The organism is Pseudomonas sp. DF5, from assembly GCF_058148225.1.
This window is the reverse complement of the sequence record NZ_JBYVYM010000003.1, coordinates 39,859-64,599: the sequence shown is the minus strand read 5'-3', so window position 1 is coordinate 64,599 and position 24,741 is coordinate 39,859. Positions and strand designations below refer to the sequence as shown.

The 24,741-nt window shown below is 60.2% G+C and carries 18 protein-coding genes; 15 read left to right on the top strand and 3 right to left on the bottom strand.

Translation table 11 applies throughout. The features are described from left to right. Window positions 1-6: 6 nt before the first annotated feature. Together AC30D7_RS03715 and AC30D7_RS03710 are read left to right on the top strand one after the other, a co-directional pair. Window positions 7-1,296 (top strand): phenylacetate--CoA ligase family protein, encoded by a 1,290-nt coding sequence (locus tag AC30D7_RS03715; RefSeq protein WP_490133101.1) that lies wholly within the window; start codon window positions 7-9, stop codon window positions 1,294-1,296. Then, window positions 1,296-2,258, top strand: coding sequence for a GNAT family N-acetyltransferase (locus AC30D7_RS03710; protein ID WP_490133100.1), 963 nt, complete (start codon window positions 1,296-1,298; stop codon window positions 2,256-2,258). The genes AC30D7_RS03715 and AC30D7_RS03710 overlap by 1 nt, the downstream gene beginning before the upstream one ends. On the opposite strand, the gene AC30D7_RS03705 is transcribed toward AC30D7_RS03710, so the two are convergent. Then, entirely contained in the window at window positions 2,247-3,173 is a 927-nt protein-coding gene (locus tag AC30D7_RS03705) for a LysR family transcriptional regulator (protein ID WP_490133099.1), read from the bottom strand. The two genes, AC30D7_RS03710 and AC30D7_RS03705, sit on opposite strands and share 12 nt — an antisense overlap. A gap of 115 nt (window positions 3,174-3,288) precedes the next feature. Here AC30D7_RS03705 and AC30D7_RS03700 point away from each other — a divergent pair, with 115 nt between their 5' ends. Then, window positions 3,289-4,284 carry an aldo/keto reductase gene (locus AC30D7_RS03700; RefSeq protein ID WP_490133098.1) on the top strand — a complete coding sequence of 332 codons (996 nt, stop codon included), beginning with the start codon at window positions 3,289-3,291 and terminating at the stop codon, window positions 4,282-4,284. A 49-nt stretch (window positions 4,285-4,333) separates the two neighbouring features. On the opposite strand, the gene AC30D7_RS03695 is transcribed toward AC30D7_RS03700, so the two are convergent. After that, entirely contained in the window at window positions 4,334-4,867 is a 534-nt protein-coding gene (locus AC30D7_RS03695) for a hypothetical protein (protein WP_019579250.1), read from the bottom strand. 562 nt (window positions 4,868-5,429) lie between these two features. Between AC30D7_RS03695 and AC30D7_RS03690 the strand changes: the two genes are divergently transcribed. The 12 genes from AC30D7_RS03690 (at window position 5,430) to AC30D7_RS03635 (ending at window position 22,424) form a co-directional block, all read left to right on the top strand. After that, window positions 5,430-5,876 carry a DUF411 domain-containing protein gene (locus AC30D7_RS03690; RefSeq protein WP_123722935.1) on the top strand — a complete coding sequence of 149 codons (447 nt, stop codon included), beginning with the start codon at window positions 5,430-5,432 and terminating at the stop codon, window positions 5,874-5,876. After that, window positions 5,876-6,322 carry a YqaA family protein gene (locus AC30D7_RS03685; RefSeq protein WP_028940491.1) on the top strand — a complete coding sequence of 149 codons (447 nt, stop codon included), beginning with the start codon at window positions 5,876-5,878 and terminating at the stop codon, window positions 6,320-6,322. Before AC30D7_RS03690 ends, AC30D7_RS03685 begins: the two co-directional genes overlap by 1 nt. Window positions 6,323-6,358: 36 nt before the next feature. Further along, window positions 6,359-7,312, top strand: a complete 954-nt coding sequence (locus AC30D7_RS03680) for a D-2-hydroxyacid dehydrogenase family protein (protein WP_490133097.1) — start codon at window positions 6,359-6,361, stop codon at window positions 7,310-7,312. 605 nt (window positions 7,313-7,917) lie between these two features. Next, a complete protein-coding gene (gene glgA, locus AC30D7_RS03675) occupies window positions 7,918-9,501 on the top strand; it encodes a glycogen synthase GlgA (RefSeq protein WP_490133096.1) in 1,584 nt (527 codons plus the stop codon). 13 nt (window positions 9,502-9,514) lie between these two features. Next, entirely contained in the window at window positions 9,515-11,311 is a 1,797-nt protein-coding gene (gene treZ, locus AC30D7_RS03670; RefSeq protein ID WP_490133095.1) for a malto-oligosyltrehalose trehalohydrolase, read from the top strand. Beyond that, the gene (gene malQ, locus AC30D7_RS03665; RefSeq protein WP_490133094.1) at window positions 11,308-13,386 is read left to right on the top strand and encodes a 4-alpha-glucanotransferase; all 2,079 of its coding nucleotides are present in this window, start codon (window positions 11,308-11,310) and stop codon (window positions 13,384-13,386) included. Before treZ ends, malQ begins: the two co-directional genes overlap by 4 nt. Beyond that, window positions 13,383-16,178: a malto-oligosyltrehalose synthase gene (locus AC30D7_RS03660; RefSeq protein WP_490133093.1), complete on the top strand. Its 2,796-nt coding sequence runs from the start codon at window positions 13,383-13,385 to the stop codon at window positions 16,176-16,178. Before malQ ends, AC30D7_RS03660 begins: the two co-directional genes overlap by 4 nt. Before the next feature lie 21 nt (window positions 16,179-16,199). Continuing rightward, the gene (locus AC30D7_RS03655) at window positions 16,200-16,544 is read left to right on the top strand and encodes a DUF2934 domain-containing protein (RefSeq protein ID WP_490133092.1); all 345 of its coding nucleotides are present in this window, start codon (window positions 16,200-16,202) and stop codon (window positions 16,542-16,544) included. A gap of 91 nt (window positions 16,545-16,635) precedes the next feature. Further along, window positions 16,636-18,792, top strand: coding sequence for a glycogen debranching protein GlgX (gene glgX, locus AC30D7_RS03650; RefSeq protein WP_490133091.1), 2,157 nt, complete (start codon window positions 16,636-16,638; stop codon window positions 18,790-18,792). A 338-nt stretch (window positions 18,793-19,130) separates the two neighbouring features. After that, complete coding sequence (locus AC30D7_RS03645) at window positions 19,131-19,889, top strand: PIG-L deacetylase family protein (protein WP_490133090.1); 759 nt, start codon at window positions 19,131-19,133, stop codon at window positions 19,887-19,889. Between the two features lie 243 nt (window positions 19,890-20,132). Next, a complete protein-coding gene (locus AC30D7_RS03640) occupies window positions 20,133-20,933 on the top strand; it encodes an endonuclease/exonuclease/phosphatase family protein (protein ID WP_490133089.1) in 801 nt (266 codons plus the stop codon). Between the two features lie 426 nt (window positions 20,934-21,359). Further along, the gene (locus AC30D7_RS03635) at window positions 21,360-22,424 is read left to right on the top strand and encodes an autotransporter domain-containing protein (RefSeq protein ID WP_490133088.1); all 1,065 of its coding nucleotides are present in this window, start codon (window positions 21,360-21,362) and stop codon (window positions 22,422-22,424) included. A gap of 83 nt (window positions 22,425-22,507) precedes the next feature. On the opposite strand, the gene glgB is transcribed toward AC30D7_RS03635, so the two are convergent. Next, on the bottom strand, window positions 22,508-24,739 hold the full coding sequence (glgB, locus tag AC30D7_RS03630) for a 1,4-alpha-glucan branching protein GlgB (RefSeq protein ID WP_490133087.1): 2,232 nt from the start codon (window positions 24,737-24,739) through the stop codon (window positions 22,508-22,510). Window positions 24,740-24,741: the final 2 nt, after the last annotated feature.

Below are 24,741 nucleotides of genomic sequence, written 5' to 3'. Positions count from 1 at the left end.
CATTCCGTGAAATCAACTTACTCGCTTGAACAACTCGTGCGTTATATAAGACAGCACTCCAACTTCTACGAAAAAACCCTGAGACACCTGCCAGCGGAGGGTATTACTTTAAAAGACTTACCGTTAACCAACGCGGTCGATTACTGGGTCGACAGTAATGATTTGAGTCATTGGCCTGTCCTGACCGGAAAAGTCGATGATGGGCTGGTGTTTAAAACCGGAGGCTCAACCAGTCAAGGCAAACTGGCGGTGTATTCCTGCGAGGAATGGCAAGTATTGGTCAGCACGTTCGGAGCCGGTATTTCGTCTCAGCTGAACAACGGCGACCGGGTCGCCAATCTTTTCTTTTCAGGGGATCTCTACGCAAGCTTTCTGTTTATTCACGACGCCCTGGCTCATGTCGGGCGACCCATCTGTGAGTTTCCGTTTACCGGCAGCGTCGAGCTGGACGTACTGGCAGATGCCATCGCGCGACATCGGATCAACGTTCTGGCCGGCGTACCGGCGCAGTTACTGCGATTCGCAGCCTACCTGGCGCAGCATCAGCGTGTCTTGTGCGGGGTCGAGACGTTGCTGTATGGCGGTGAAAGCCTGTTTGCTCCGCAGTTGGCAATTCTCGCAGAAGTGTTCCCCAACGCCCGTATCGCCTCTATTGGCTATGCCAGCGTAGACGCCGGACTCATAGGCGCCAGCGATCGCGACTGTGCATTGGGCGAGCATCGGGTATTCGAACCACAAACCCTGCTGGAAATCGTCGATGAACACACTGGTGAAGTGATTGAAGAATGCGATCGCATCGGGTTGTTGGTACTGACCAACCTTACGCGTCAGCTCATGCCGCTGTTGCGTTACCCGGTAGGCGACCGTGCTTGCTGGCGTGAACCGACCGCAACCCCGATGCGCAAATTCGCCCTCAAGGGGCGCAGCGCCCACAGTCAACGAATACGAGTCGGTGTGCTGTCGCTGTTTACCGAAGAAATACACGAGATTGTTCAGCGTACAGCACGCACTGAGCAATGGCAGTTGCTGATCGAGCAGGCTGGCCACAAGGATCTGTTGAGCGTGAAGTGGGTGCCCGAACCCCACTTGCAAACCGTCGAACCGGATCGCCTCGCACTGCGTGAAGCACTGCTGGCCCGCTATCCTGCCATCGACGAACTGATCCACGAAGATCTGCTGGAGTTGCGGGTGCTGACCTGCGCAACCACCGATCTGAAGCTTCACCCTCGTTCGGGCAAACAACTCAGGGTGGTGGATTTGCGAGTGTATGACACTCCCTCGCTGGAGGCTGTGTGATGACCCGGTTGATATTTCGCGCCTACCGCCCCTCCGACGCAGGTGCCGTGAGCCAACTGTTTCGAGAGGTCTACGGCGATCATTACGTTCAGCCGGATGTCTACCTGCCGAACATGATCAGTCAACACCACGCCGCGGGGCGCTGGCAATCGATGCTGGCCGTGGACGATACACGCGTTCTGGGGCATGCCGCATTGTGTTGCGACACGCTTTCGAATACCGCGGAACTGGCCCTAAGCGTGGTGCATCCCGCCGCACAAGGACAAAGTATCGCAACTCGCCTGGGCCGCGAGTTATTGAGGCAGTCGGGTTCTCTGGGGCTCACGAGCGTCTCGATCAAGCAAGTAACCCACCATCCCTACACTCAACGCATGGCAGAAAAGATCGGTTTCCACAGCACTGGATTGCTTCCCGACTATGTCCCTTCGCCATTCGCTGAACCACTCCCGGAAACCATCGTGATGGGGTGTCGCATGGTCGAAGGACGCGAGCGCCCGCTGCCCGACATCCTCTGGCCCGAACGCTACCAGGCGTTCATGAAGCACCTGTGCTCGGTGTTCGGAACCCGGCAGGACATAACGTCGCGGTCAGAGATGCCTTTGCAAATAAAGCAGCACCAGCATCGGTTCGATATTGTCATTCAGCGCTTGAACAGACACTTGCTCCAACAGCTCTGGCAACTGCCCAGGCAGTGGACGATCTGCGCCAGACTCGAACTGTCCCGGCACTTCACGCGAGACTTGCGAAGCTTTTCGGCGCTGGGCTTCGCCTTCACCGGCCTGATGCCCATGTCGGACGACAATGGCTGGTTCGCCTTGTTTCATCGAGGTGTCCAGTCTCGATCCCTGAGCCTGAGCTGCGCGCACATGCAACAGTTGCATGACGATTTACAGCAGAACGCCAGCGCCACGAGAAGCCAACGCTGCGCCAATGCACCCATTGGAGCCCGCTCAGCCGCGTGAGTCTTCTCTGTAAAAACCATTGTCCGACTGTGCACAGAGCCCCACCATCCAGTCGACGAACACCCGCACCCGCCGGGACAACTGGCGATGAGGAGGATAGAGTGCCGTCAGCGGCATACCCGGTGCCGGCACGTCCCTCAGGACCTCGATCAAACGTCCCTCTTTCAACTGGCGGGCAACGTGATAATACGGGGCCTGGACCAAACCATATCCCGCCTCACACGCCGCAAGATAACCATCAGAGCTGTTGACCGAAACGTGCTTGGGCAGGTCGATCAAGCGCAAGTGGTCATCGACAACAAACTCCAATCCGTAGCGTTTGCCTGTGCTATTGGAAAAGTATTCCACCATCTGATGCCCCTTCAGGTCCTCCAGACACCGCGGAGTCCCGCAGCGCTGTAAGTATTCGGGACTCGCACACGTGACCTGATCCAGCGTGGCCAGCGGCCGCGCCACCAATGAGTCGTCCAGGGCCGAGCCACCCCGCAACACGCAATCGACCCCTTCGCGGATCAGATCCACCGGCCGGTCATTCAAACCGATTTCCAGCTCAATCAAGGGATACCGCGCAGTGAATTGCGGCAATGCCGGAATCACGATCAAACGCCCCACTCCCGCCGGCATATCCACTCGCAGCAGCCCTTTGGGGTTGTGGCGGGCAGCGGAGAATACTGCTTCGGTTTCCTCCAGATCCGCCAGCAACTGCACGCAACGCGGGTAATAGGCAGCGCCATCAAGCGTCAGGCTGATCTGCCGGGTGGTGCGTTGCAGCAGTTGCACGCCCAGATGCGCCTCAAGTTGCTTGATCAGAATGGTCACGGAAGCACGTGGCAATTGCAGGCTGTCCGCCGCCTTGGCGAAGCCGCCCAACTCGACGATTCGCGTGAATACACGCATGGCGTTTAAACGATCCATGGTCGGGACTCGATGATTATTTAGAAATAACGAACAGTGATAGCACTTTTAGCCGGTTTATCTTCGTTTTGTCCAGATCGATACTCAGCGCCTACATCCACAGGGAGTTCATTTCATGCAAACACGTCAACTGGGCAAAAACGGACCACAGGTGTCAGCCATCGGCCTGGGCTGCATGGGCATGACCGATTTCTACACCACAGGCGTAGACACCCGAGAAGCCACGGCAACGTTGCATCGCGCGCTGGAGCTGGGGATCAACCTGCTCGACACGGCAGACATGTACGGCCCACACACTAACGAAGAGCTGATCGGCAAGGCGATTGTCGGCAAGCGCGACCAGGTGTTTTTGGCCAGCAAGTTCGGCATTGTCCGAGACCCGTCCAACCCTGGTGCACGGGGTGTCAACGGTCGCCCGGAATACATTCGCGCGGCAATCGACGGCACCCTCAAGCGCCTGGGCGTGGAAACCCTGGATTTGTATTACCAGCACCGCATCGATCCGCAGGTGGCCATCGAGGAAACCGTCGGCGCCATGGCCGAACTGGTGAAGGCCGGCAAGGTGCGTTACCTGGGGTTGAGTGAGGCATCGGTCGCCACACTGGAGCGAGCGAACAAGGTTCATCCGATCAGCGCCCTGCAAAGTGAATATTCATTGTGGAGCCGCGATCAGGAAGAAAACGGTTGCCTCGCGGCGTGCCGGCGCCTGGGCGTTGCCTTTGTACCTTACAGCCCGTTGGGTCGGGGCTTTTTGACCGGGGCACTGAACAGCCCGGATGACTTCGCCGCCGACGACTACCGTCGCTTCAGCCCGCGTTTCCAAGGGGAAAACTTCGCCAAAAATCTGTTGCTGGTGCAGCAGGTACAAACGCTGGCCGCCGACAAGGGCGTGACGGCCGGCCAACTGGCCTTAGCCTGGGTCTTGGCTCAAGGGGATTACCTGATCCCGATTCCGGGCACCAAACAGCGTAAATACCTGGAAGAAAATGTGGCCGCGCTGGAGGTGAAACTGAGCCGCGAAGAGTTGCAGGCCCTGGAAGCGATATTCCCGGCCAATGCCACCGCTGGCTTGCGCTATCCGGAAGAGGTCATGAAGTTGCTCGACCGGTAGCCGTTGCCTGGCCCGCTCGACAGCTCGAGCGGGCCAATGCAGCCAAACGTCAGGCCCTGGACTTGACGCCCTTGTCATTGGGCGCCACCGTTGTTCCGTTGCCCTTGCCGTAAGTTTGCAGGTTCTGCAGTACGTAGATCGCCGTCTTGTATTCCGGGATCAAGCCAGCGGCGTACTTGTCACCCTTGATGCTGTTGCTCTGGATGGCGTCCAGTTGTGTGGCGAAATACTCCAGTGCATTGAACTTCGCATCCGGATCTTTCTGTACGCCAAACCGGTCGAACTTGTCACCGGCATTCAACAAGGTCATCGAAGTAATATCGGAAATCAGTCCTTTGCTTCTCAAGAAGGCACTGAGATTGCCCAGTTGCTTGGCGGAGACATTTTCCGGATCGAAGCCCTTGATGTTCCGGTGCAGTTTCTGTTCATCCATTTTCGCCGTGTTCAGCGCATTGGGATTGTTTCCCACCATTGCCAGCATCTGCTTGACCCTGGCACTATGGGTGACAGGCTTGCTGCTGCCCGCATCCCTGACCAGTAATCCTGCCTTGCTCGTCCAGCTACCTGTGTAACCGATTGTCATGACCGGGCTCCCGACTGCGTGACCGGATGACCATCATCCAAAACACACAGACGTCCTTGTGAGGCGACCATAAAAAGTTCCTTGTTTGACCGAGTTAGGTGCGGGCGAGTATCGACGCGCAAACTAGTGTCACCAACTAATATTTCCTCTTTTTAACAATTTTTATACATTTACGATACTTATCAAAAAACGCCTTTTTTCATTGGCCCAGATGACCTTGCAAATAGGGCAGCGGACAACTAAAAACAACTTTATGTACGCGTTAGTTAGTTCGTTTGTATCAGCCTCGACACTTACCGCCTTACACCGCCCGTCACCCAGCGCGTCAACGAACATGCGGATCGGTTCAAGGTGCGTTGACTGTTGCCTACTGAGCACCGGTTTTCGACGCTCAGGAGGCAAACCTGACAATTTTGTCATTGCGCGCTCATTCAGCTGACAGCATTGATCTGTGATGATCTGGCCAGCCGACCTTGTATAACTTAGAAACACTCGCGCAATGCCCAGTCGGATAAAAGAGTCAAAATGCATCTTTTTGGCCGCAACCCGAGACGATAATCCCATGCGAACCCACCTACGTCTGGCCGCCCTGAGCGCCCTCTTCATCTCCTCCCTGGCCCAGGCCGCCGACCTGATCCCGATCGAAGTTCACCGCGACGCCAATTGCGGCTGCTGCAAAAAATGGGTCAGCCATCTGGAAGCCAACGGCTTCAAGGTCGAAGACCACGTCGAAGCCGACATGAGCCAGTTCAAGCAACAACACGGTGTGCCGCCTCGCCTGGCGTCGTGCCACACCGCCTTGATCAACGGCAAATTCGTCGAAGGCCATGTGCCGGCCGATCAAGTGCTGGCCTTGAGCAAGCGCGACGATCTGTTGGGGGTTGCCGCACCCGGCATGCCGATGGGCTCGCCCGGGATGGAAATGGACGGCATGAGCGATGCCTACCAGGTGATCGGCCTGAAAAAGGACGGCACTGACGTGGTGGTGGCGGACTACCCCGCCCATTGATGTTCGGCGCCTACATTGGGCTTTTTCTCGCGGCGTTCGGCGCCGCGAGCCTGCTGCCCTTGCAGTCCGAAGCGGTGTTGGTGGGGCTGTTGCTCAGCGACCGGTATTGGCTCTGGTCGCTGTTGGCAGTGGCAACGCTGGGCAACGTGCTGGGATCGCTGCTGAACTGGTGGCTGGGGCGCGGCATCGAGCGGTTTCGCGAGCGGCGCTGGTTTCCGGTCAGCCCTCGTCATCTTCAACAAGCCCAAAAACACTATCAGCGCTACGGTCATTGGTCCTTGCTGCTGAGCTGGGTGCCGATCATCGGCGACCCGCTGACACTGGTGGCCGGCGTCATGCGCGAACCGCTGGGGCGTTTCCTGATGATCGTGACCCTCGCCAAGGGTGCCCGCTATGGCGTGCTGGCAATGGCCACACTAGGCTGGATGGGTTTCCCGACTGGCTGAACAAAACCAATCCCGTTCGTTGATGAGGTAAGGCTGATGGCGGTGCAGATTGCAGTGATCGATGACTGGCAGGACGTGGCGCGTGACGTGGTGGACTGGTCGGTGCTGGACAGCATCGGCCAGGTGAGTTTTATCCATGACTACCCGGCCGACAACGAAACCCTGGCCGAGCGTCTGGGTGCATTCGAGGTAATTTGCGTGATGCGCGAGCGCACCCGCTTCGACGAAGACCTGCTGCGCCGCTTGCCCACCCTCAAACTGCTGGTCACCGGCGGCATGCGCAACGCAGCCCTGGACCTGAAAGCCGCCGCCGAGCTGGGCATCCAGGTCTGCGGCACCGACAGCTACAAACATGCCGCGCCGGAACTGACCTGGGCGCTGATCATGGCCGCGACCCGCAACCTGGTGGCCGAAGCCAACGCCTTGCGCGCGGGCCTTTGGCAACAAGGCCTGGGCGGCGACTTGCAGGGCAAGACGCTGGGGATCCTCGGCCTGGGCAGCATCGGCCAAAAGGTCGCCCGGTTCGGCCAGGTGTTCGGCATGCGCGTCATTGCGTGGAGCGAAAACCTCACCAGTGAACGAGCTGCCGAAGTCGGCGTGACCTATGTCAGCAAGCAGGAACTGTTCGAACAAGCTGATGTGCTGTCGGTCCATCTGGTGCTCAGCGAGCGCAGTCGCGGGCTGGTGGATGCTCAGGCGCTGGACTGGATGAAGCCCACGGCATGGCTGGTCAATACCGCGCGCGGGCCGATTGTCGATGAAGCGGCGCTGATCAAGGCCCTGCAGAAACAACGCCTGGCGGGTGCTGCGCTGGATGTGTTCGAGCACGAGCCGTTGCCTCGCCATCATCCGTTCAGAACCCTGGACAATGTGCTGGCCACACCCCATGTCGGGTACGTCAGCCGACAGAACTATCAGCTGTTCTTTTCGCAGATGATCGAGGATATTCAAGCCTGGGCGGCGGGAGAGCCGATTCGGTTGCTGGGCTGAGACCGCGTTATCGTTCATCGTCGGATCGCCACCTGGAGCAAGCTCGCTCCCACATTGATCTCGTGTGTACACAAAATCGGTGAACACAACCGATCCCCTGTGGGAGCGGGCTTGCCCGCGATGAGGCCCTCAAATCCAGCCTCCCAAAACATACGCACCGCAATGGTGCGGCCCACATTCCGTCGCGCCCAACAATCGTGACTCAATGGTCCCGATTTGACCCACACCCAGAATGAAACCTGCCCTTCGTCGGTGCGTTTCCCCATTAAAGCCCCTGTTTTTGTACCCTCCCGCAACCGATTGTCGAACAATCCGGCTGGTTGACCGTCCCCCTCCAGGTTCTGGCCTAGACTGATTTCGGGGAATAAAACCGACTGGTCATTCGGTGAAAAAAATCGAAACTTTTGGTGCTGGCTTCAGGTCAGGTGAAAAGTAGGGCCGCAGAGACTGGTGCATTCCTTGCAACAGCCACTTCACCCATTGAGCTTCAGCGCATGGGCAGCACTTGCTCACCGATGCGTAGCGCGTTTGCGCCCGGCCACAGGATTTGGCCAACACCGTTTGTGCCAGGCCTGGAATCAGATCAACAACACGGGGAGATGCATATGATCAGTACGGCGTTAGATGTTCAGGGAGAACGTGCTCATCAGCAGGTCGGCGAAGCCAGCACCGTGGCCCTCACAGCCAAATCGGTCAGCGTCCCGGTCACCAAGACGTTGGCACCGGTAGTCAGTCAGAATCCCAACAAGAAGAAAGTGCTGTTCGTCACCTCGGAAATTGCCGATCTGGTGAAGACCGGTGGCCTGGGCGACGTTTCCGCCGCGCTGCCGCGAGCCATGGCTCACCTGCACGATGTCCGGGTGTTGATCCCCGGTTACCCGCAAGTGCTGAACAGCGAAAACCCGATTCATATCATCGGTGAACTGGGCGGGCACGCCGCGTTGCCGCCTTGCAAGATCGGGCGCATGGACATGCCCGACGGCCTGGTCATTTACGTGTTGATCTGCCCTGAACTGTACGAGCGCGAAGGTTCACCCTACGGCGCCAACAACGGCCGTGACTGGCCAGACAACCATATTCGTTTCGCCCGCCTGGGCCTTGCGGCCGCCGATATCGCCGCCAACCTCGCACAAATTCACTGGTGCCCGGATCTGGTGCACGCCCACGATTGGCCCGCCGGCCTGGCCCCTGCCTATATGCACTGGCGTGGCCAACGCACCCCGACCCTGTTCACCATCCATAACCTGGCGTACCAGGGCGTCACCAGCCTCGGCTCATGCCCGGAACTCGGTATTCCCGTGCATGCCTTGCAGCAGGAAGGCATGGAGTTTTACGGCAAGATGTCGTTCCTCAAGGCTGGCATGGCCTACTCGAGCCACATCACCACCGTCAGCGCCACCTATGCCCAGGAAATCACCACGCCGGCCTTCGGCTGCGGTCTCGACGGTTTTCTCGCCGCCAAGACCCAGCAAGGTCTGCTCAGCGGGATTCCCAATGGCATCGATGAAAGCTGGGACGCAGCCACCGATCCGCACCTATTCTGCCCGTTCGGCATCGGCGACTGGGACGGTAAAGCAGTCAACGCGGCGCACGTTCGCCGGCTGTTTGGCCTGGATGATTCCGAAGGCCCACTGTTCGCCGTGGTCTCGCGGCTGGTGTACCAGAAAGGCCTGGACCTGACCGAAGCGGTGGCCGAATACATTGTCGCCAACGGCGGGCAGATCGCGATTATCGGCCGTGGCGAACCGGAAGAAGAACAAGCCATGCGTGAGCTGGCGTTGCGCTTCCCCGGGCAAATCGGCGTGCACATCGGCTTCAATGAAACCGACGCCCGCCGGATGTTTGCCGGCAGTGATTTCCTGCTGATGCCTTCGCGTTACGAACCTTGCGGCCTGAGCCAGATGTACGCCCAGCGCTTCGGTTCATTGCCGGTGGCGCGCAATACCGGCGGCCTGGCCGACACCATTGAAAACGGCGTGACCGGTTTTCTTTTCGACGAATCCACCGTGGAGAGCTATCGCGAAGCCCTGAGCCGCGCGTTCAAGGTGTTCGCCTTCCCCGGCCTGCTCAACGCCATGCGTTGCCGGGCCATGGCGGCGCCTTTCAACTGGTGCAAGGCGGTCGAACCCTACGCCGAACTCTACGAACAACTGGTGGCTAAAGCGCTGGGTAAATCGGGCAAACAGTAAGAGGTTTTCAACGATGCCGTTACGGACTCTTGAAACCTGGCCCCACGGCGCAATCATGCTGGACGCTGAACACACGCGTTTTGCCTTGTGGGCGCCAGATGCGTTTTACGTCAGTCTTGAGCTGGAAAATGGACAATCCCTGCCGCTGCTGCCTCAGGCCGACGGCTGGTTTGTGATCAAGACCCGCTGTCCCGCGGGTACCCGCTACCGCTACAACATTGATGGCGAGCTGGAGGTGCCGGACCCGGCCTCCCGCGCGCAAGCGGGCGATATCGACAGCCCCAGCGTGGTGGTCGATCCCCTCGCCTATCGCTGGCAACACACTGCCTGGCAAGGTCGGCCATGGAACGAGGCAGTGATCTACGAATTGCATGTCGGTGCGCTCGGCGGTTTCAGCGAGGTCGAACAGCATCTGGCGCGCTTGATCGAGTTGGGGATTACCGCCATCGAACTGATGCCGTTGGCGCAGTTTCCCGGCGAGCGCAACTGGGGCTATGACGGGGTTCTGCCATATGCGCCGCAGGCCTCCTACGGCTCGCCCGAACAACTCAAACACTTGATCGACACGGCCCACGGACATGGCCTGGCGGTGATTCTCGATGTGGTCTACAACCACTTCGGCCCGGATGGCAATTACCTGCATCACTACGCCAAAGGCTTTTTCCGCGAAGACCAACACACCCCCTGGGGCGCTGCCATCGATTTTCGCCGACGCGAGGTGCGCGACTTCTTTATCGAAAACGCGCTGATGTGGTTGCTGGAATACCGTTTCGACGGCCTGCGCCTGGATGCGGTGCACGCCATCGAAGACCCAGACTTCCTTCAAGAGCTGGCACAACGGGTTCGCCAACATATCAATCCGGCGCGGCATGTGTGGTTGATGGCAGAAAACGAGCACAATCAAGCCAGCCTGTTGGAGCAAGGTTTCGATGCGCAGTGGAACGACGATGGCCACAACGCCCTGCACGTTCTGCTCACCGGTGAAACCGATGCCTATTACGCCGACTATGCCCAAAACCCCACCGAACAACTGGCCCGTTGCCTGAGCCAGGGTTTCGTGTTTCAAGGCCATATCACCCGCCACGGTACGCCGCGCGGTGAACCGAGCGGTCACTTGCCGCCGACGGCCTTCGTGCTGTTCCTGCAGAACCACGACCAGATTGGCAACCGCGCCTTTGGCGAGCGCCTGCATCAACTGGCCCGTTCCGAAGCCCTGAACGCCGCCACCGTGTTACTGCTGTTATCGCCGATGATCCCGTTGATGTTCATGGGCGACGAGTTCGCCGCCGAGCAACCGTTCCTGTTCTTCACCAGCCACCACGGTGAATTGGCGGAGTTGGTGCGCGAAGGTCGGCGTAATGAATTCGCGGCCTTCAGCGCCTTTGCCGACCCGCACAAACGCGAGCAGATTCCCGACCCGAACGCGACGCAGACTTTCGAGGCGTCGCGGCCGAAACTGACCGCCACCGGGCAATCGGCGACTCATGATCTGTATCGCCAACTGCTGCAAATCCGCCATCGACACATCATCCCGCACCTGCCCGGCGCCCAGGCGTTGGGCGCGCAGGCACTGGCCAGGGGCGCGGTGACGGCGCGCTGGCGATTGGGCGATGGCCGTCAGCTGCGCATTGACCTGAACCTCAGCGACACGCCCGTGGTCCACACCCCACAGGCCGACGCGACGTTGCTGTTCGAATACCCGTCGCACTCGGCCGGTCTGTTGGATCAGGGCACCCTTGCCCCGTATTGCGCGCTCGTCAGCCTCACAGCCGCAGCCCCTTTGCTACCCCTGGATGGAGAGCGCCCATGAGCGATGCGCAACTGGAAATACTGGCCAGCCGAGCCGGCCTGGCTGTCGACTGGATCGACGCCAACGGCCGGCCACAAAAAGTCACCCCGGCGGTACTGCGTTCGGTGCTTGCAGGGCTTGGCCACCCCGCCGGCACCGCCCATGAAATCGACGCCAGCCTGCGGCAACTGCAGGAGGTGCAGCAAACCCGACATCTGCCGCCGATGCTGACCTGCGACGTTGGCGTCGGGCTTGATCTGGCCCACTACTTCGCACCGCAAACCCCGTGTGAGATCCATCTGGAAGACGGCTCGCGGCTCAACCTCAAGCTCGATGACAACGCTGTTTTGCCCGGGCTGGTGCCGGTGGGTTATCAGCATGTCAGCATCGACGATCAGTCGTTCACCCTGGCGGTGGCCCCCGAGCGCTGCTACAGCGTCGGCGACGCCGTTGACAGTCAAACCCCTCGCGTCTGGGGCCTGAGCGTGCAGTTGTATTCGCTGCGCCGTCCTGGCGATGGCGGTTTCGGCGATACCCAGGCTCTCGAAGATCTGGCCCGGGTGGCCGGCGAACGGGGCGCCGAAGCATTAGCGATCAGCCCGCTGCATGCGATGTTCAGCGGCGACACCCAGCGCTACAGCCCTTACTCGCCGTCCAGCCGTCTGTTTCTCAATAGCCTGTACGCAGCGCCCGGCGCGATTCTCGGTGAGCGTGCCCTGCGCACCGCAATCGACGCCACGGGCCTGGCTGGCGAACTCAAGCATCTGGAAACCTTACAGCTGATCGACTGGCCCACCGCCGCCGAGGCCAAGCATCGCTTGCTGGAAGCCTTGTACGAAGGATTCACCCACGGCGCACACCCCTTGCATGCCGACTTCAGCAGCTTCCGCCACGCCGGTGGCGAAGCGCTGGAAAATCATTGCCGCTTCGAAGCGATCCAGGAGGCCCGAGCAAGGCGCGGTGAAAGCCTGGACTGGCGCGAGTGGCCCGAGCAATGGCGTAACCCGCGCAGCGCCGCCCTGGCGCAATTTGCCGAAGAGAACTCGGCCCGCATCGGCTACTACGCGTTCTGCCAATGGCTGATTGCCCGCAGCCTTGAGCGCGCACAAACCGCCGCCCGTGGTGCCGGCATGGGAATCGGCCTGATCGCCGACCTGGCGGTGGGCGCTGACGGCGGCGGCAGCCAGGCCTGGAGTCGCCAGGACGAACTACTCGCCTCGCTGACCGTGGGTGCGCCACCCGACATCCTCAACCGCACCGGCCAGGGCTGGGGGATTTCCGCGTTTTCCCCCGAAGGTCTGGTGCGTAACGGCTTTCGCGCGTTCATCGAAATGCTGCGGGCCAATTTCGCCCATGCCGGCGGCCTGCGCATCGATCACGTCATGGGCCTGCAACGGCTGTGGGTGATCCCTAAAGACGCACCGCCCAGCGACGGAGCGTACCTTTATTATCCGGTGGATGATCTGCTGCGCCTTCTGACCCTCGAATCCCATCGGCATCAGGCCATCGTCCTCGGTGAAGACCTCGGCACCGTGCCTGATGGCCTGCGCGAAAAACTCATCGCGCGCTCGATCCTCGGCATGCGCGTGCTGTTGTTCGAACAGGACAACACACACTTCAAACCGATTCTCGACTGGCCGGACAACGCCCTGGCCACCACCAGCACCCACGATCTGCCGACACTCAATGGCTGGTGGCATGGCCGCGATATCGATTGGAGCGCACGCCTGGGCCTGGTCGACGCCACGGGTGAAATCGAATGGCGTCAACATCGCGAACGCGAGCGTGAAGGCTTGCGCCGGGTGCTGAGCCAGGATCCGCAGAACTTTCGCGAAGAGCACCATGAAACCGATCAGGTGCTCGACGCCGCCATCCGGTTCCTCGGGCATACCCGCGCGCCGCTGGTGTTGCTGCCGCTGGAAGATGCCTTGGGTATCGAACAGCAAGCCAATCTGCCCGGCACCACCGACACCCACCCCAACTGGTCCCGCCGGCTGCCCGGCGACAGCGAAGCCCTGCTCGATGATCCGGATGCTGCCCGACGCCTGGAACTGCTCGCCTGTGCGCGACTTCAGGCGGCCGAGCGTGACCAATGAATCAACTGCTCATCCAGCCGCTGCGGGCGACCCTGCGGCTGCAATTTCATAAAGGCTTCACCCTGGATCAAGCGGTGCCGCTGGTGCCGTATTTTGCCAGTCTGGGCATCAGTCATCTCTATGCCTCGCCGCTGCTCGCCGCCCGCGCCGGCTCCATGCACGGCTACGATGTGGTAGACCCGACCACGGTCAATCCTGAACTGGGCGGCGAAGCGGCGTTACGCCATTTGGTCGCTGCGTTGCGCGAACACAACATGGGGCTGATCCTCGACATCGTTTCCAACCATATGGCCGTCGGCGGTGGCGACAATCCCTGGTGGCTCGACTTGCTGGAATGGGGACGACTGAGCCCTTACGGCGAGTTCTTCGACATTCAATGGCACTCGCCCGACCCGTTGATGGAAGGCCAGTTGCTGCTGCCCTTCCTGGGCAGCGATTACGGCGTTGCCTTGCAGAGCGGCACCCTGCCCTTGCGTTTCGATGCCCGGCGCGGCGCCTTCCATGTCGAACACTATGAACACCACTTCCCCATCTGCCCCACCGACTACGGCGAACTGCTCAAGGCCGATGATCAGTTGAATGCCGAGCAGGCCGAACGGCTCAAATCCCTGGCAGACCGCTTCAGTACCTTGAGTTATCAGTCCGACGTGTACAGCCTGGCGATTCCACTGAAAGTCGAGTTGCGGGAACTGGCCAGTGATCCGGCCATTCTGCACGCCATCCAGCACACCCTCGACACTTACGACTCGCTCACCCCCGACGGTTTCCAGCGCCTGCATAACCTGCTGGAGCGCCAGAGTTATCGCCTGGCCAGTTGGCGCACCGCAGCGGACGACATCAATTGGCGGCGCTTTTTCGATATCAATGAACTGGGCGGCCTGCGCGTCGAGCGGCCGGCGGTGTTCGAAGCGACCCATGCAAAAATCTTCGAGCTGGTGGCCGAAGGTCTGGTCGACGGACTGCGCATCGATCACATCGACGGCCTCGCCGACCCGCATGGCTACTGCCGCAAACTGCGGCGTAGGATCGATCGCCTGGCACCGGGCCGACGCCTGCCGATCTACGTCGAGAAGATCCTCGGCGAAGGCGAAACCCTGCACCGCGACTGGTGCGTCGATGGCACCACCGGTTATGAACTCATGAACCAGTTGTCATTGCTGCAACACGCCCCCGAAGGTGCTCAGACCCTGGGCGAACTCTGGAGCCGGCACAGTGAACGGCCCGCGGACTTTCGACAAGAAGCGCAACTGGCGCGCCAGCAGATTCTCAACGGCTCCCTCGCCGGGGATTTCGAAAGTGTTGCCCACGCCCTGTTGCAAGTGGCCCGGGACGACCTGATGACCCGGGACCTGACCCTCGGCGCAATCCGGCGGGCCTTGCAGGAGCTGATCGTGCACTTCCCGGTGTACCGAACTTACATCAGTCCGTTGGGCCGCTCTGCTCAGGACGAGGTGTTTTTCCAGCAGGCCATGGCCGGTGCCAGGCAAACCCTTGGCGAGGCCGACTGGCCGGTGCTCGATTGCCTGGCTGGCTGGCTCGGTGGCCAACCCTGGCGCAAGCGTCCAGCGGGCCGCCCGCGCAAACTGCTCAAGCATGCGTGCGTGCGCTTCCAGCAACTGACCTCACCGACGGCGGCCAAAGCGGTGGAAGACACCGCGCTTTATCGCTCGGCGGTGCTGCTGTCGCGCAACGATGTCGGCTACAACACCGAGCAGTTCAGCGCCCCGGTTGCCGACTTCCATGCCGCCTGCACCAATCGCCTCGCCGAGTTCCCCGACAACCTGCTGACCACCGCGACCCACGACCACAAACGCGGTGAAGACACCCGCGCGCGGCTGGCGGTGTTGAGCGAGCGCAGCGCCTGGTACGCCGAACAGGTCGAGCACTGGCGAACCCTCGCAGGCGAACTGCGCAGCGACCCCGGCGCGCCCTCGGCGGCCGACGAGCTGATTCTCTATCAAGCAATCCTCGGCAGTTGGCCACTGGAATTGCGTAGCGACGATCCGTCCGCGCTTGAGAATTACGCCAAGCGCCTCTGGCAGTGGCAGCAAAAAGCCCTGCGTGAAGCCAAGTTGCAAAGCAGTTGGAGCACACCAAACGAGGCCTATGAACAGGCGACCCACGGGTTTCTCGAACGCCTGCTGCTGAGCCCCGAAGGTCAGCTTTGGCGTGCGGCTGTAGGTGCTGCCGCGCAGAGTATTGCGGTCCCGGGTGCACTGAATGGATTGGCGCAAACCTTGCTGCGAATGACCGTGCCGGGAGTGCCTGACCTCTATCAGGGCAACGAGTTCTGGGACTTCACGCTGGTCGATCCGGACAACCGTCGGCCAGTGGATTACGCCAGCCGTCAGCAGGCCATGCACCTACCGTTTGACCTGCCTGATCTGTTGGCGAACTGGCGTGATGGGCGGATCAAGCAAACGCTGATCGCCCGGGGGTTGAACCGACGGGCCGAGCATGCCGGGCTGTTTCAAAAAGGCACTTATCAAGCCCTTGAAGTGACGGGGAGCCAGGCCCATCGGGTGCTGGCGTTTGCTCGAGAATGGCAGGGAGAACGGGCTATCGTGACAGTGCCGATACGCTGTGCCGAACTGCTGGAAAACAGTGCCGCCCCCCTGGTCGATGCGTCGCTGTGGGGCGATACCCGAATCAAATTGCCGTTCGCGGTTACTGAAGAAAATCTGAAGGGACTTTTTACCAGCGTCGCAGTCACAAAACACAGGGAGCTGATGGTCAGCGCCGCGCTGGGGGATTTCCCGGTCAATCTCTTTATCCAAACTACCCAAGCTTGAGTACAGTTCAGGAGCATTGCGATGAGTATCGACGATAAACGCATCCGCGAATTTGCCTATCAAATCTGGGAATCCGAAGGCAAACCCGAAGGTCAGGAAACCCGCCATTGGGAGATGGCCTGCAAACTCGCCGAAGCCGAAGCGCTGGCGCCCGGCAAATCAGCCAAGGCGAGCGGCAGTAAAACCGCAGGCACCAAGCCCGCGGTCGGCAAGCCCGACGGCAAGCTGGTCACTGCCAAGGGTATCGAAACCAAACCCCGTGCCAAACCCAAAGCCAAACCCGACGCCGCTTCGGCAGTGGTCCCGCCGGGTGAAAAAGCCACTGTGAAAAAGCCTCGCGTCGCGCGTAAACCGCCAACGACCTGACGCTTCACTGCCTTGTGCTGATTGACTGCGTGGCGAGCGCTCTCGCCACCGAGAGCGCATTCGGCCTCGAAAAAACGTTGCAGGAGCAGCTATGACCAGTCCAAAGAAAACCGCGCCCGAACCTCGCGAGGCCTCGCGAATCCGTGAAGGCTTGCCCTTCCCTCTAGGCGCGACCTGGGATGGCCTGGGGGTCAATTTCGCGCTGTTTTCAGCTAACGCGACCAGGGTCGAACTGTGCATCTTCGACGATGCCGGCGAGGTGGAACTGGAGCGTATCGAGCTGCCGGAATACACCGACGAGATCTACCACGGCTACTTGCCCGACGCCCATCCGGGGCTGATCTACGGCTATCGCGTGTACGGGCCCTACGACCCGGCCAACGGTCATCGCTTCAACCCGAACAAACTGCTGATCGACCCCTATGCCAAACAGTTGGTCGGCCAATTGAAATGGTCCGAAGCGTTGTTCGGCTTCACCATCGGCCACCCCGACGCCGACCTCAGTTTCGATGAGCGGGACAGCGCGCCCTTCGTGCCCAAGTGCAAAGTGATCGACCCGGCCCACACCTGGGGCCATGACCATCGGGTCAGCGTGCCATGGGACAAGACGATCATTTATGAGACTCACGTACGCGGTTTCAGCATGCTTCACCCCGCCGTTCCCGAGAACCTGCGCGGCACCTTCGCCGGGTTGATGGTCGATGACGTGCTGGAACACATCCGCAAGCTCGGTGTGTCGACCGTGGAGCTGCTGCCGATCCATGCCTTCGTCAACGACCAGCATCTGCTGCACAAAGGCATGACCAATTACTGGGGTTACAACAGCATCGCGTTCTTTGCCCCGGACCCGCGCTACCTGGCCAGCGGCAAGATCGCCGAGTTCAAGGAGATGGTCGCGCATCTGCACGAGGCCAATCTGGAAGTGATCCTCGACGTGGTCTACAACCACACCGCCGAGGGTAATGAACAAGGTCCGACTCTCTCGATGCGCGGCATCGACAACGCCTCCTATTACCGTTTGATGCCCGACGACAAGCGCTACTACATCAACGATTCCGGAACCGGCAACACCCTGGACCTGAGCCACCCGTGCGTGCTGCAAATGGTCACTGACTCGCTGCGTTACTGGGCCACGGAAATGCACGTGGACGGTTTCCGTTTCGACCTGGCAACCATCCTGGGCCGCTACCACGATGGCTTCGACGAACGGCACAGCTTCCTTGTTGCCTGTCGTCAGGACCCGGTGCTGCGTCAGGTGAAATTGATTTCCGAATCCTGGGACTGTGGCCCCGGCGGTTATCAGGTCGGGAACTTCCCGCCGGGCTGGGTCGAATGGAACGACAAATTTCGCGACACCGTGCGCGCGTTCTGGAAAGGTGACGACGGCCAGCTCGCCGACTTCGCCAGCCGCATGACCGCCTCCGGTGAGATGTTCAACCAGCGCGGCCGTCGACCGTATGCTTCGCTGAACTTCGTCACCGCCCATGACGGCTTCACCCTCAACGATCTGGTGTCGTACAACGACAAGCACAACGAGGCCAACGACGAGAACAATCAGGACGGCAGCAACAACAATCTATCCTGGAACCACGGCGTCGAAGGCCCGACCGACGACCCCGAGATCAATGCATTGCGCCACCGGCAAATGCGTAATTTCTTCGCAACGTTACTGCTGGCTCAAGGCACACCAATGCTGGTGGCCGGCGACGAGTTCGCCCGCACCCAGGAAGGCAACAACAATGCCTATTGCCAGGACAGCGAAATCGGTTGGGTCAATTGGAACCTGAGCGAAGACGGCAAGGCGCTGCTCAAGTTCGTCAAACGCCTGATCAAGTTGCGCCTGGCCTATCCGATCCTGCGGCGCGGGCGCTTCCTGGTGGGCAATTACAACGAAGACATCGGCGTCAAGGACGTGACCTGGCTTTCCCCGGACGGCAGCGAAATGTCCAATGAGCAATGGGAAGAAGGCCACGGTCGCTGCCTGGGCATGCTGCTCGATGGCCGCGCCCAGGAAACCGGTATCCGTCGCAAGGGCGCCGACGCGACCTTGCTGCTGGTGGTCAACGCGCACCATGACATCGTCAACTTCCTGCTGCCGGAAGTGCCTGACGGCGGTTTCTGGACCTGTATGATCGATACCAATCAACCGTCGATTCGGGGCCAGGAACGTTTTGAGTTTGGTCGCCAATACTCGGTTACTGGCCGTTCGCTGCTGTTGTTTGAATTGCAGCATGAGGAAGAAGAGTGAAAGTGATCAGGGACATCCTGTAGGAGCGAGGCTTGCCCGCGAAGGCGGTGTGTCAGTCGACATCTTCGTTACCTGATACACCGCCTTCGCGGGCAAGCCTCGCTCCTACAGGTTTTGTTGGTTATTTGCGAAACCCGACACAGCCTGGGTTAAAAAAACCGCATCAGACCAAAGGCTGAGGCGACGAATAGCGTTTCATGGGCAATACTCTGCCGGCGGCAATCCAGGGTTCGGAGCGCTGCAGATTGCTATCTATCCGCCTTCACGGGTCTGCCAGCTTGCACCCACGCAAGCATCGCGCACGACTGAGGGCAAGACAAAACAAGGACGTAGCGCCTATGAAACCGGTTTCCATCAGCGAAAACAGCTTGCCTGCGCAGATCTGGAACAGCGCCTCGCAACTGGACAACATTCCTGTCATCAACACCGAAACATTGGTCCCGACCGGGGCACGCGCGGTGGTGATCGCCCCGCATCCCGGCGATGAAGTGGTGACCTGTGGCGGCCTGCTGCAACTGCTGTGCTCCCTCGGCCATCCTCTGCAATTGATCTCGATCACCGACGGCAGTGCCAGCCATCCGGGGTCGCGCCAGTGGTCGGAAAAACGCCTGAGTGTGTTCCGCCCCCAGGAAAGCGTCGAAGCCTTGCGTCGGCTCGGATTGCCGATGCACAGCCTGAAATGGATTCGCGGCGGCTTCGCCGACAACGCTCTGGCAGAGCGGGAGTCTGAATTGACCCAATTCATCATCCGCTACCTGCGCCCCGGCGATGTAGTGTTCACCACCTGGCGCGAAGACGGCATCGTCGACCACGACGCTGTCGGCCGGGCCAGCGCCAGGGCCGCAGCCCTGGTCGGGGCGACGCTCAACGAAATACCGGTCTGGGCCTGGCACTGGCCGATGCGCGACCACGGGCAACTTCCTTGGCATCGCGCGCGCAAGCTACGCCTCGACACCTGGACTGTCGCGCGCAAAAGCCACGCCACCTATGCCTACGCCAGCCAGCTCGACGGCGAACCGGCGATCGGCATCGCCCCGCTGCTGCCGCGAGTGATTCTGGAACGCATGCGGTTGCCGTATGAAATTGTGTTTGTCTGAATGACTCGAAGAATGTTTTTTGTGGCGAGGGGGCTTTTGTGGCGAGGGGGCTTGTCGGAACGCCGCATCGCCCCGTTCGGCTGCGAAGCAGTCGCAAAGTTTTTGGGGCCGCTTCGCGACCCAACGGGGCAAGCCCCTTCGCCACAGTAGCCCGCTCCCACATGGATTGGCGTAGCTCAAACTGAACTGCTCGCCCATACATCAGTCGCATACATACAGCAACCCTGATTCAGAGGAGTGAACGTGACCCACGATGCCGAACGCCAAGCCGTCGAATCAGTGCCATCGAACACGCCCTCGACGATTCACCGACTCAGAGTGCTGACGGTCAATACTCACAAGGGTTTCACCGCCCTCAATCGACGCTTCATCCTCCCGGAACTGCGTGAAGCGGTACGCAGTACGTCCGCAGACCTGGTGTTTCTGCAGGAAGTAGTCGGTGAGCACGACCGGTATTCTTCACGTTACAACGACTGGCCCCCAACCTCGCAATACGAGTTCCTGGCCGACAGTATGTGGAGCGATTTTGCTTACGGTCGCAACGCAGTCTACCCCGACGGTCACCACGGTAATGCCCTGTTGTCGAAGTACCCGATTCGCGAATTTCGCAACCTCGATGCCTCGATCACCGGCCCCGAGCGGCGCGGGTTGCTGCATTGTGTGCTGGATGTACCGGGCCATGCCGAAGTTCACGCCATTTGCGTGCACTTGAGCCTGTTGGAAAGCCATCGACAACTCCAGCTGCAGTTGCTCTGCCTGTTGCTCGAATCGCTGCCCGAGGATGCGCCGGTGATCATTGCCGGCGATTTCAACGACTGGCAGCTGCAAGGCAATGCCACCCTCGCCCGACGCGACTACCTGCATGAAGCGTTCGAACGCCACCACGGCCGACCGGCAAAAACCTACCCGGCGCGGTTTCCTCTTCTGCGCCTGGACCGCATCTACCTGCGCAATGCCAGCAGCCATGAACCGCGCATACTCGGCTACAAACCCTGGACGCACCTATCGGACCATTTGCCGCTGGCGGTGGAAGTTCGTCTGTAACACCGTCAAGCGACAGGCGCCAAGGACGACCGTTTGCAACGGAAAAAATGACAGTAATCACGTCACGGACTTGCTCATGAATTTTGCACTGCTCATCTGTCACGCAACCGATAGCCCACTACCCAACACGTCTGGATTGCACCTTTCAGGATGATTTTTCGCACAAACAACAACTTAGATCAGCGCCAAAAATCAGTCACTTACAGACTCTAAAATAGCCATACCACTTATCGGCCATTTTCTTGACGCGACACCATCGGTCTTCTTAGCTAGTCCTTACTACCCCCGGAAATCCATCAGGGGCAAGTCTCCAGACACCCGCAAAACGGGCGGGTCGGACCTTGCCTCAATCCATTCGGTCGCCCCTCATTCGGGGTAGGAGAGACGCCACGGCGAGATACGCATGCAACTGCAAGGTAGCCCCCCATGAAAAATTCACTCACCTCACAAGAGATAAAAATCACTTTCTGCATTGTTTCGGGTTCACTGCTGCTGTGCTCATCCATGGAGGTGCAAGCGTCACCTGCCGGGGACGAAACGACGCCCTGGCACAGCCAGCAACTGCCGACACTCACCTTGCCGTTTGGCTCCACCACGTATCCCGACCGTTTACCCGTCAATCCCGACTTACCAAGCTCACGCCTGACGATCGAAGACGCCGCACCTTCGGCCTGGGACCAGACTTATGGGCCGTCATCGCGGCAGGCTCAAACTGATTACCTGGCCTTGGGTTCTATCCCTGGCGCCAGCGAACTCAAAGGCCCGGCGCTCTTGACCGTGCAAAGCAACAGCGGCCATACCCAACGGCTCGGCCTGATCGGCGGCACCGCTCAATTCCAGGGCAATGACAACGGCCTGCTGACCAATCGCGCCCTCGCTGACCCCAGCCATGACACGCTCAACCTTCAAGGCCAAAGCTTTGGCGCCTACTGGAGCCTGACCGGGCCACAAGGCTGGCACGTCGACTTGACGGCCAGCGGCGGCCGGGTCAGCGGTTTTAGCCGCAACGACCAGGGCGTGCGACAGACCACCGAAGGCAGCGCGATGACAGTGTCGGTGGAAGGTGGTTTCCCGATAGGCCTGAGCGAAAACTGGGTGGTTGAACCCCAGGCGCAGTTGATCAATCAACGCATCACGCTGGATACGCCGTATGCCGGGTCAGGCAACGCGTCGTCCAGCGACATGACCTCCTGGAGCGGACGGGTCGGTGCACGCTTGAAAGGCAGTTACGATATCAACGGCCTGCCGGTCGAACCCTATGTGCGGACCAATTTGTGGCACACGGTGTACACCGGCAACACCGTGAGCCTGGATCAGGTCGACAAAATCAGCAGCAGCCGCAATTCATCGACGGTGGATGTGGGGCTGGGACTGGTGGCCAGAGTGACGCCGTTGGTCAGCCTGTATGTCAGCGCCGATTACAGCAGCGATGTGGATGACAATGATTTGAATGGGTTGATTGGCAGCTTGGGTGTGCGGATGCGTTGGTGAGCGCATGACTTCAGGAAACGCTTTGTTCGGTCTGGCCCCTTCGCGAGCAAGCCCGCTCGCGATAGGAGCGACTCGGTCCTGGATCAACCCTCCGGACGCAGGATCAACACCGCCAACGGCGGCAAATTCAATACCAGTGAAAGCGCCTGCCCATGGCTCGGTTCCTCCTCGGTGAACACCCCGCCACCGTTGCCGTAATTGGACCCGGCATAGGTGTCGGCGTCGCTGTTGATCAACTCGACCCAGCGCCCGGCAAACGGCGCGCCGATACGGTAGGACTGACGCGGCACCGGGGTGAAGTTGGCCACCACCAACACCGGCCGGCCCTCCTTGCTCCAGCGCAGCCAGGCATAGACGCTGTTGATCGCGTCATCGCCGATCAACCACTGGAAGCCTTGCGGCGCATCGTCCTGATCGTGCAGCGCCGGCTCTTCTCGGTACAACCGGTTCAGGTCGCCGACCAGTTTGCGCACACCCTGGTGTTCTGGGTATTGCAGCAAGTACCAGTCCAGCTGCTGATCGTGATTCCACTCCCGCCACTGGCCGAACTCGCAGCCCATGAACAATAGCTTCTTGCCGGGATGGGTCCACATGAAACTCAGGTAAGCCCGCAGGTTGGCAAATTTCTGCCAGCGATCGCCAGGCATCTTGTCGATCAGCGAATGCTTGCCGTGCACCACTTCATCGTGGGAAATCGGCAGGATGAAACGCTCGGACCAGGCATACACCAGGCCGAAACTCAGCTCGTTGTGATGATGGGCTCGGTACACCGGATCCTGCTGAATGTAATGCAGCGAATCGTGCATCCAGCCCATGTTCCACTTATAGGCAAACCCCAGCCCGCCCTGTTGCGTGCTTTGGCTGACACCCGGCCACGCGGTGGATTCCTCGGCAATCACCAGAGCGCCCGGTGCTTCCAGGGCCACCACGTCATTGAGATGACGCAGGAAATCGATGGCCTCCAGATTCTCCCGACCACCGTAACGATTGGGCACCCACTCGCCAGCCTTGCGCGAGTAATCGCGATACAGCATCGACGCCACAGCATCGACCCGCAGGCCATCGACGTGGAAATGCTTGAGCCAGTGCAGCGCCGACGCCAGCATGTAACCATGCACCTCGGTGCGGCCCAGGTTGTAGATCAGTGTGTCCCAATCCTGGTGAAAGCCCTCCATCGGGTTGCCGTATTCGTACAACGCCGTGCCGTCGAACTGCGCCAGGCCGTGGACATCGGTGGGGAAATGCGCCGGCACCCAATCAAGGATCACGCCGATTTCGGCCTGGTGACAGGCGTTGACGAAAGCGGCAAATTCATCCGGCGAGCCGTAACGGGCGCTCGGGGCAAACTGCGACAACAATTGATAACCCCAGGAGCCACCGAACGGGTGCTCCATGATCGGCATCAGTTCGATGTGGGTGAAGCCCAGCTCTTTGACATACGGAATCAGCCGCTCGGCCAACTCGGGCCAGGTGTACTGACGGGCGACCTCGCCCAGGTCATCCAGCTCGCATTGCCAGGAACCGGCGTGCAATTCGTAGATCGACAGGGGTGCACTGGTTCGCTGACGCTCGCTGCGCGACTGCATCCAGTCATGGTCCTGCCAGTCGACTTGCAGCGGCGAAGCGACTTTCGATGCGGTATCCGGCGGCAACGCGGTGGCCAGCGCCATCGGGTCGGCCTTGAGCGGCAGAATGCCGTGGGCACCGAGGATTTCGTATTTGTAGGCCTCCCCCGCTTGCAGGCGCGGGATGAACAACTCCCAGACCCCAGTGGGATGGCGCAGGCGCATCGGATGCCGACGACCGTCCCATACGTTGAAATCGCCGACCACCGAAACCCTCCGGGCGTTCGGTGCCCACACGGCGAAGCGCACGCCGTCCACGCCATCGACCGTCTTCAGCTGCGCGCCGAGGCAACTGCTCAGGTCGCGGTGATTGCCCTCGGCGAACAAGTACAAATCCATCTCGCCGAGTAACGGGCCAAAGCTGTAAGGGTCTTCGGCCAGTTGCTCGCCGCCGGCCCAACGGGTCCGCAACAGATAGGGTTGGGCCCGCTCGAAGTGCCCGACGAACAACCCCGGAGTCTGGGTCGCCTCAAGGCTGCCGAGTTCTTCCCCGGACGCCTTGTCCACCACCTGCACGCTCAAGGCGTCCGGCAGATAGGCCCGTATGAATTGCCCGCCAGCGCCATCGCTGTGTGGGCCGAGAATTGCGAAGGGATCCTGATGTTCGGCGCGTACCAATGCGTCGATGTCCCGCGCCCTGGGCAGCAGCGCCTCTTTAACGTGCCCCTGTTCCTTGTTCGAGAAACTCATGA

Bases quoted from the DNA above. Each gene is read 5' to 3' on its own strand.
- AC30D7_RS03710 (WP_490133100.1), top strand. From the start codon at position 1,296: ATGACCCGGTTGATATTTCGCGCCTACCGCCCCTCCGACGCAGGTGCC.
- AC30D7_RS03705 (WP_490133099.1), bottom strand. From the start codon at position 3,173: ATGGATCGTTTAAACGCCATGCGTGTATTCACGCGAATCGTCGAGTTG.
- AC30D7_RS03700 (WP_490133098.1), top strand. From the start codon at position 3,289: ATGCAAACACGTCAACTGGGCAAAAACGGACCACAGGTGTCAGCCATC.
- AC30D7_RS03695 (WP_019579250.1), bottom strand. From the start codon at position 4,867: ATGACAATCGGTTACACAGGTAGCTGGACGAGCAAGGCAGGATTACTG.
- AC30D7_RS03690 (WP_123722935.1), top strand. From the start codon at position 5,430: ATGCGAACCCACCTACGTCTGGCCGCCCTGAGCGCCCTCTTCATCTCC.
- AC30D7_RS03685 (WP_028940491.1), top strand. From the start codon at position 5,876: ATGTTCGGCGCCTACATTGGGCTTTTTCTCGCGGCGTTCGGCGCCGCG.
- AC30D7_RS03680 (WP_490133097.1), top strand. From the start codon at position 6,359: ATGGCGGTGCAGATTGCAGTGATCGATGACTGGCAGGACGTGGCGCGT.
- glgA (WP_490133096.1), top strand. From the start codon at position 7,918: ATGATCAGTACGGCGTTAGATGTTCAGGGAGAACGTGCTCATCAGCAG.
- treZ (WP_490133095.1), top strand. From the start codon at position 9,515: ATGCCGTTACGGACTCTTGAAACCTGGCCCCACGGCGCAATCATGCTG.
- malQ (WP_490133094.1), top strand. From the start codon at position 11,308: ATGAGCGATGCGCAACTGGAAATACTGGCCAGCCGAGCCGGCCTGGCT.
- AC30D7_RS03660 (WP_490133093.1), top strand. From the start codon at position 13,383: ATGAATCAACTGCTCATCCAGCCGCTGCGGGCGACCCTGCGGCTGCAA.
- AC30D7_RS03655 (WP_490133092.1), top strand. From the start codon at position 16,200: ATGAGTATCGACGATAAACGCATCCGCGAATTTGCCTATCAAATCTGG.
- glgX (WP_490133091.1), top strand. From the start codon at position 16,636: ATGACCAGTCCAAAGAAAACCGCGCCCGAACCTCGCGAGGCCTCGCGA.
- AC30D7_RS03645 (WP_490133090.1), top strand. From the start codon at position 19,131: ATGAAACCGGTTTCCATCAGCGAAAACAGCTTGCCTGCGCAGATCTGG.
- AC30D7_RS03635 (WP_490133088.1), top strand. From the start codon at position 21,360: ATGAAAAATTCACTCACCTCACAAGAGATAAAAATCACTTTCTGCATT.
- glgB (WP_490133087.1), bottom strand. From the start codon at position 24,739: ATGAGTTTCTCGAACAAGGAACAGGGGCACGTTAAAGAGGCGCTGCTG.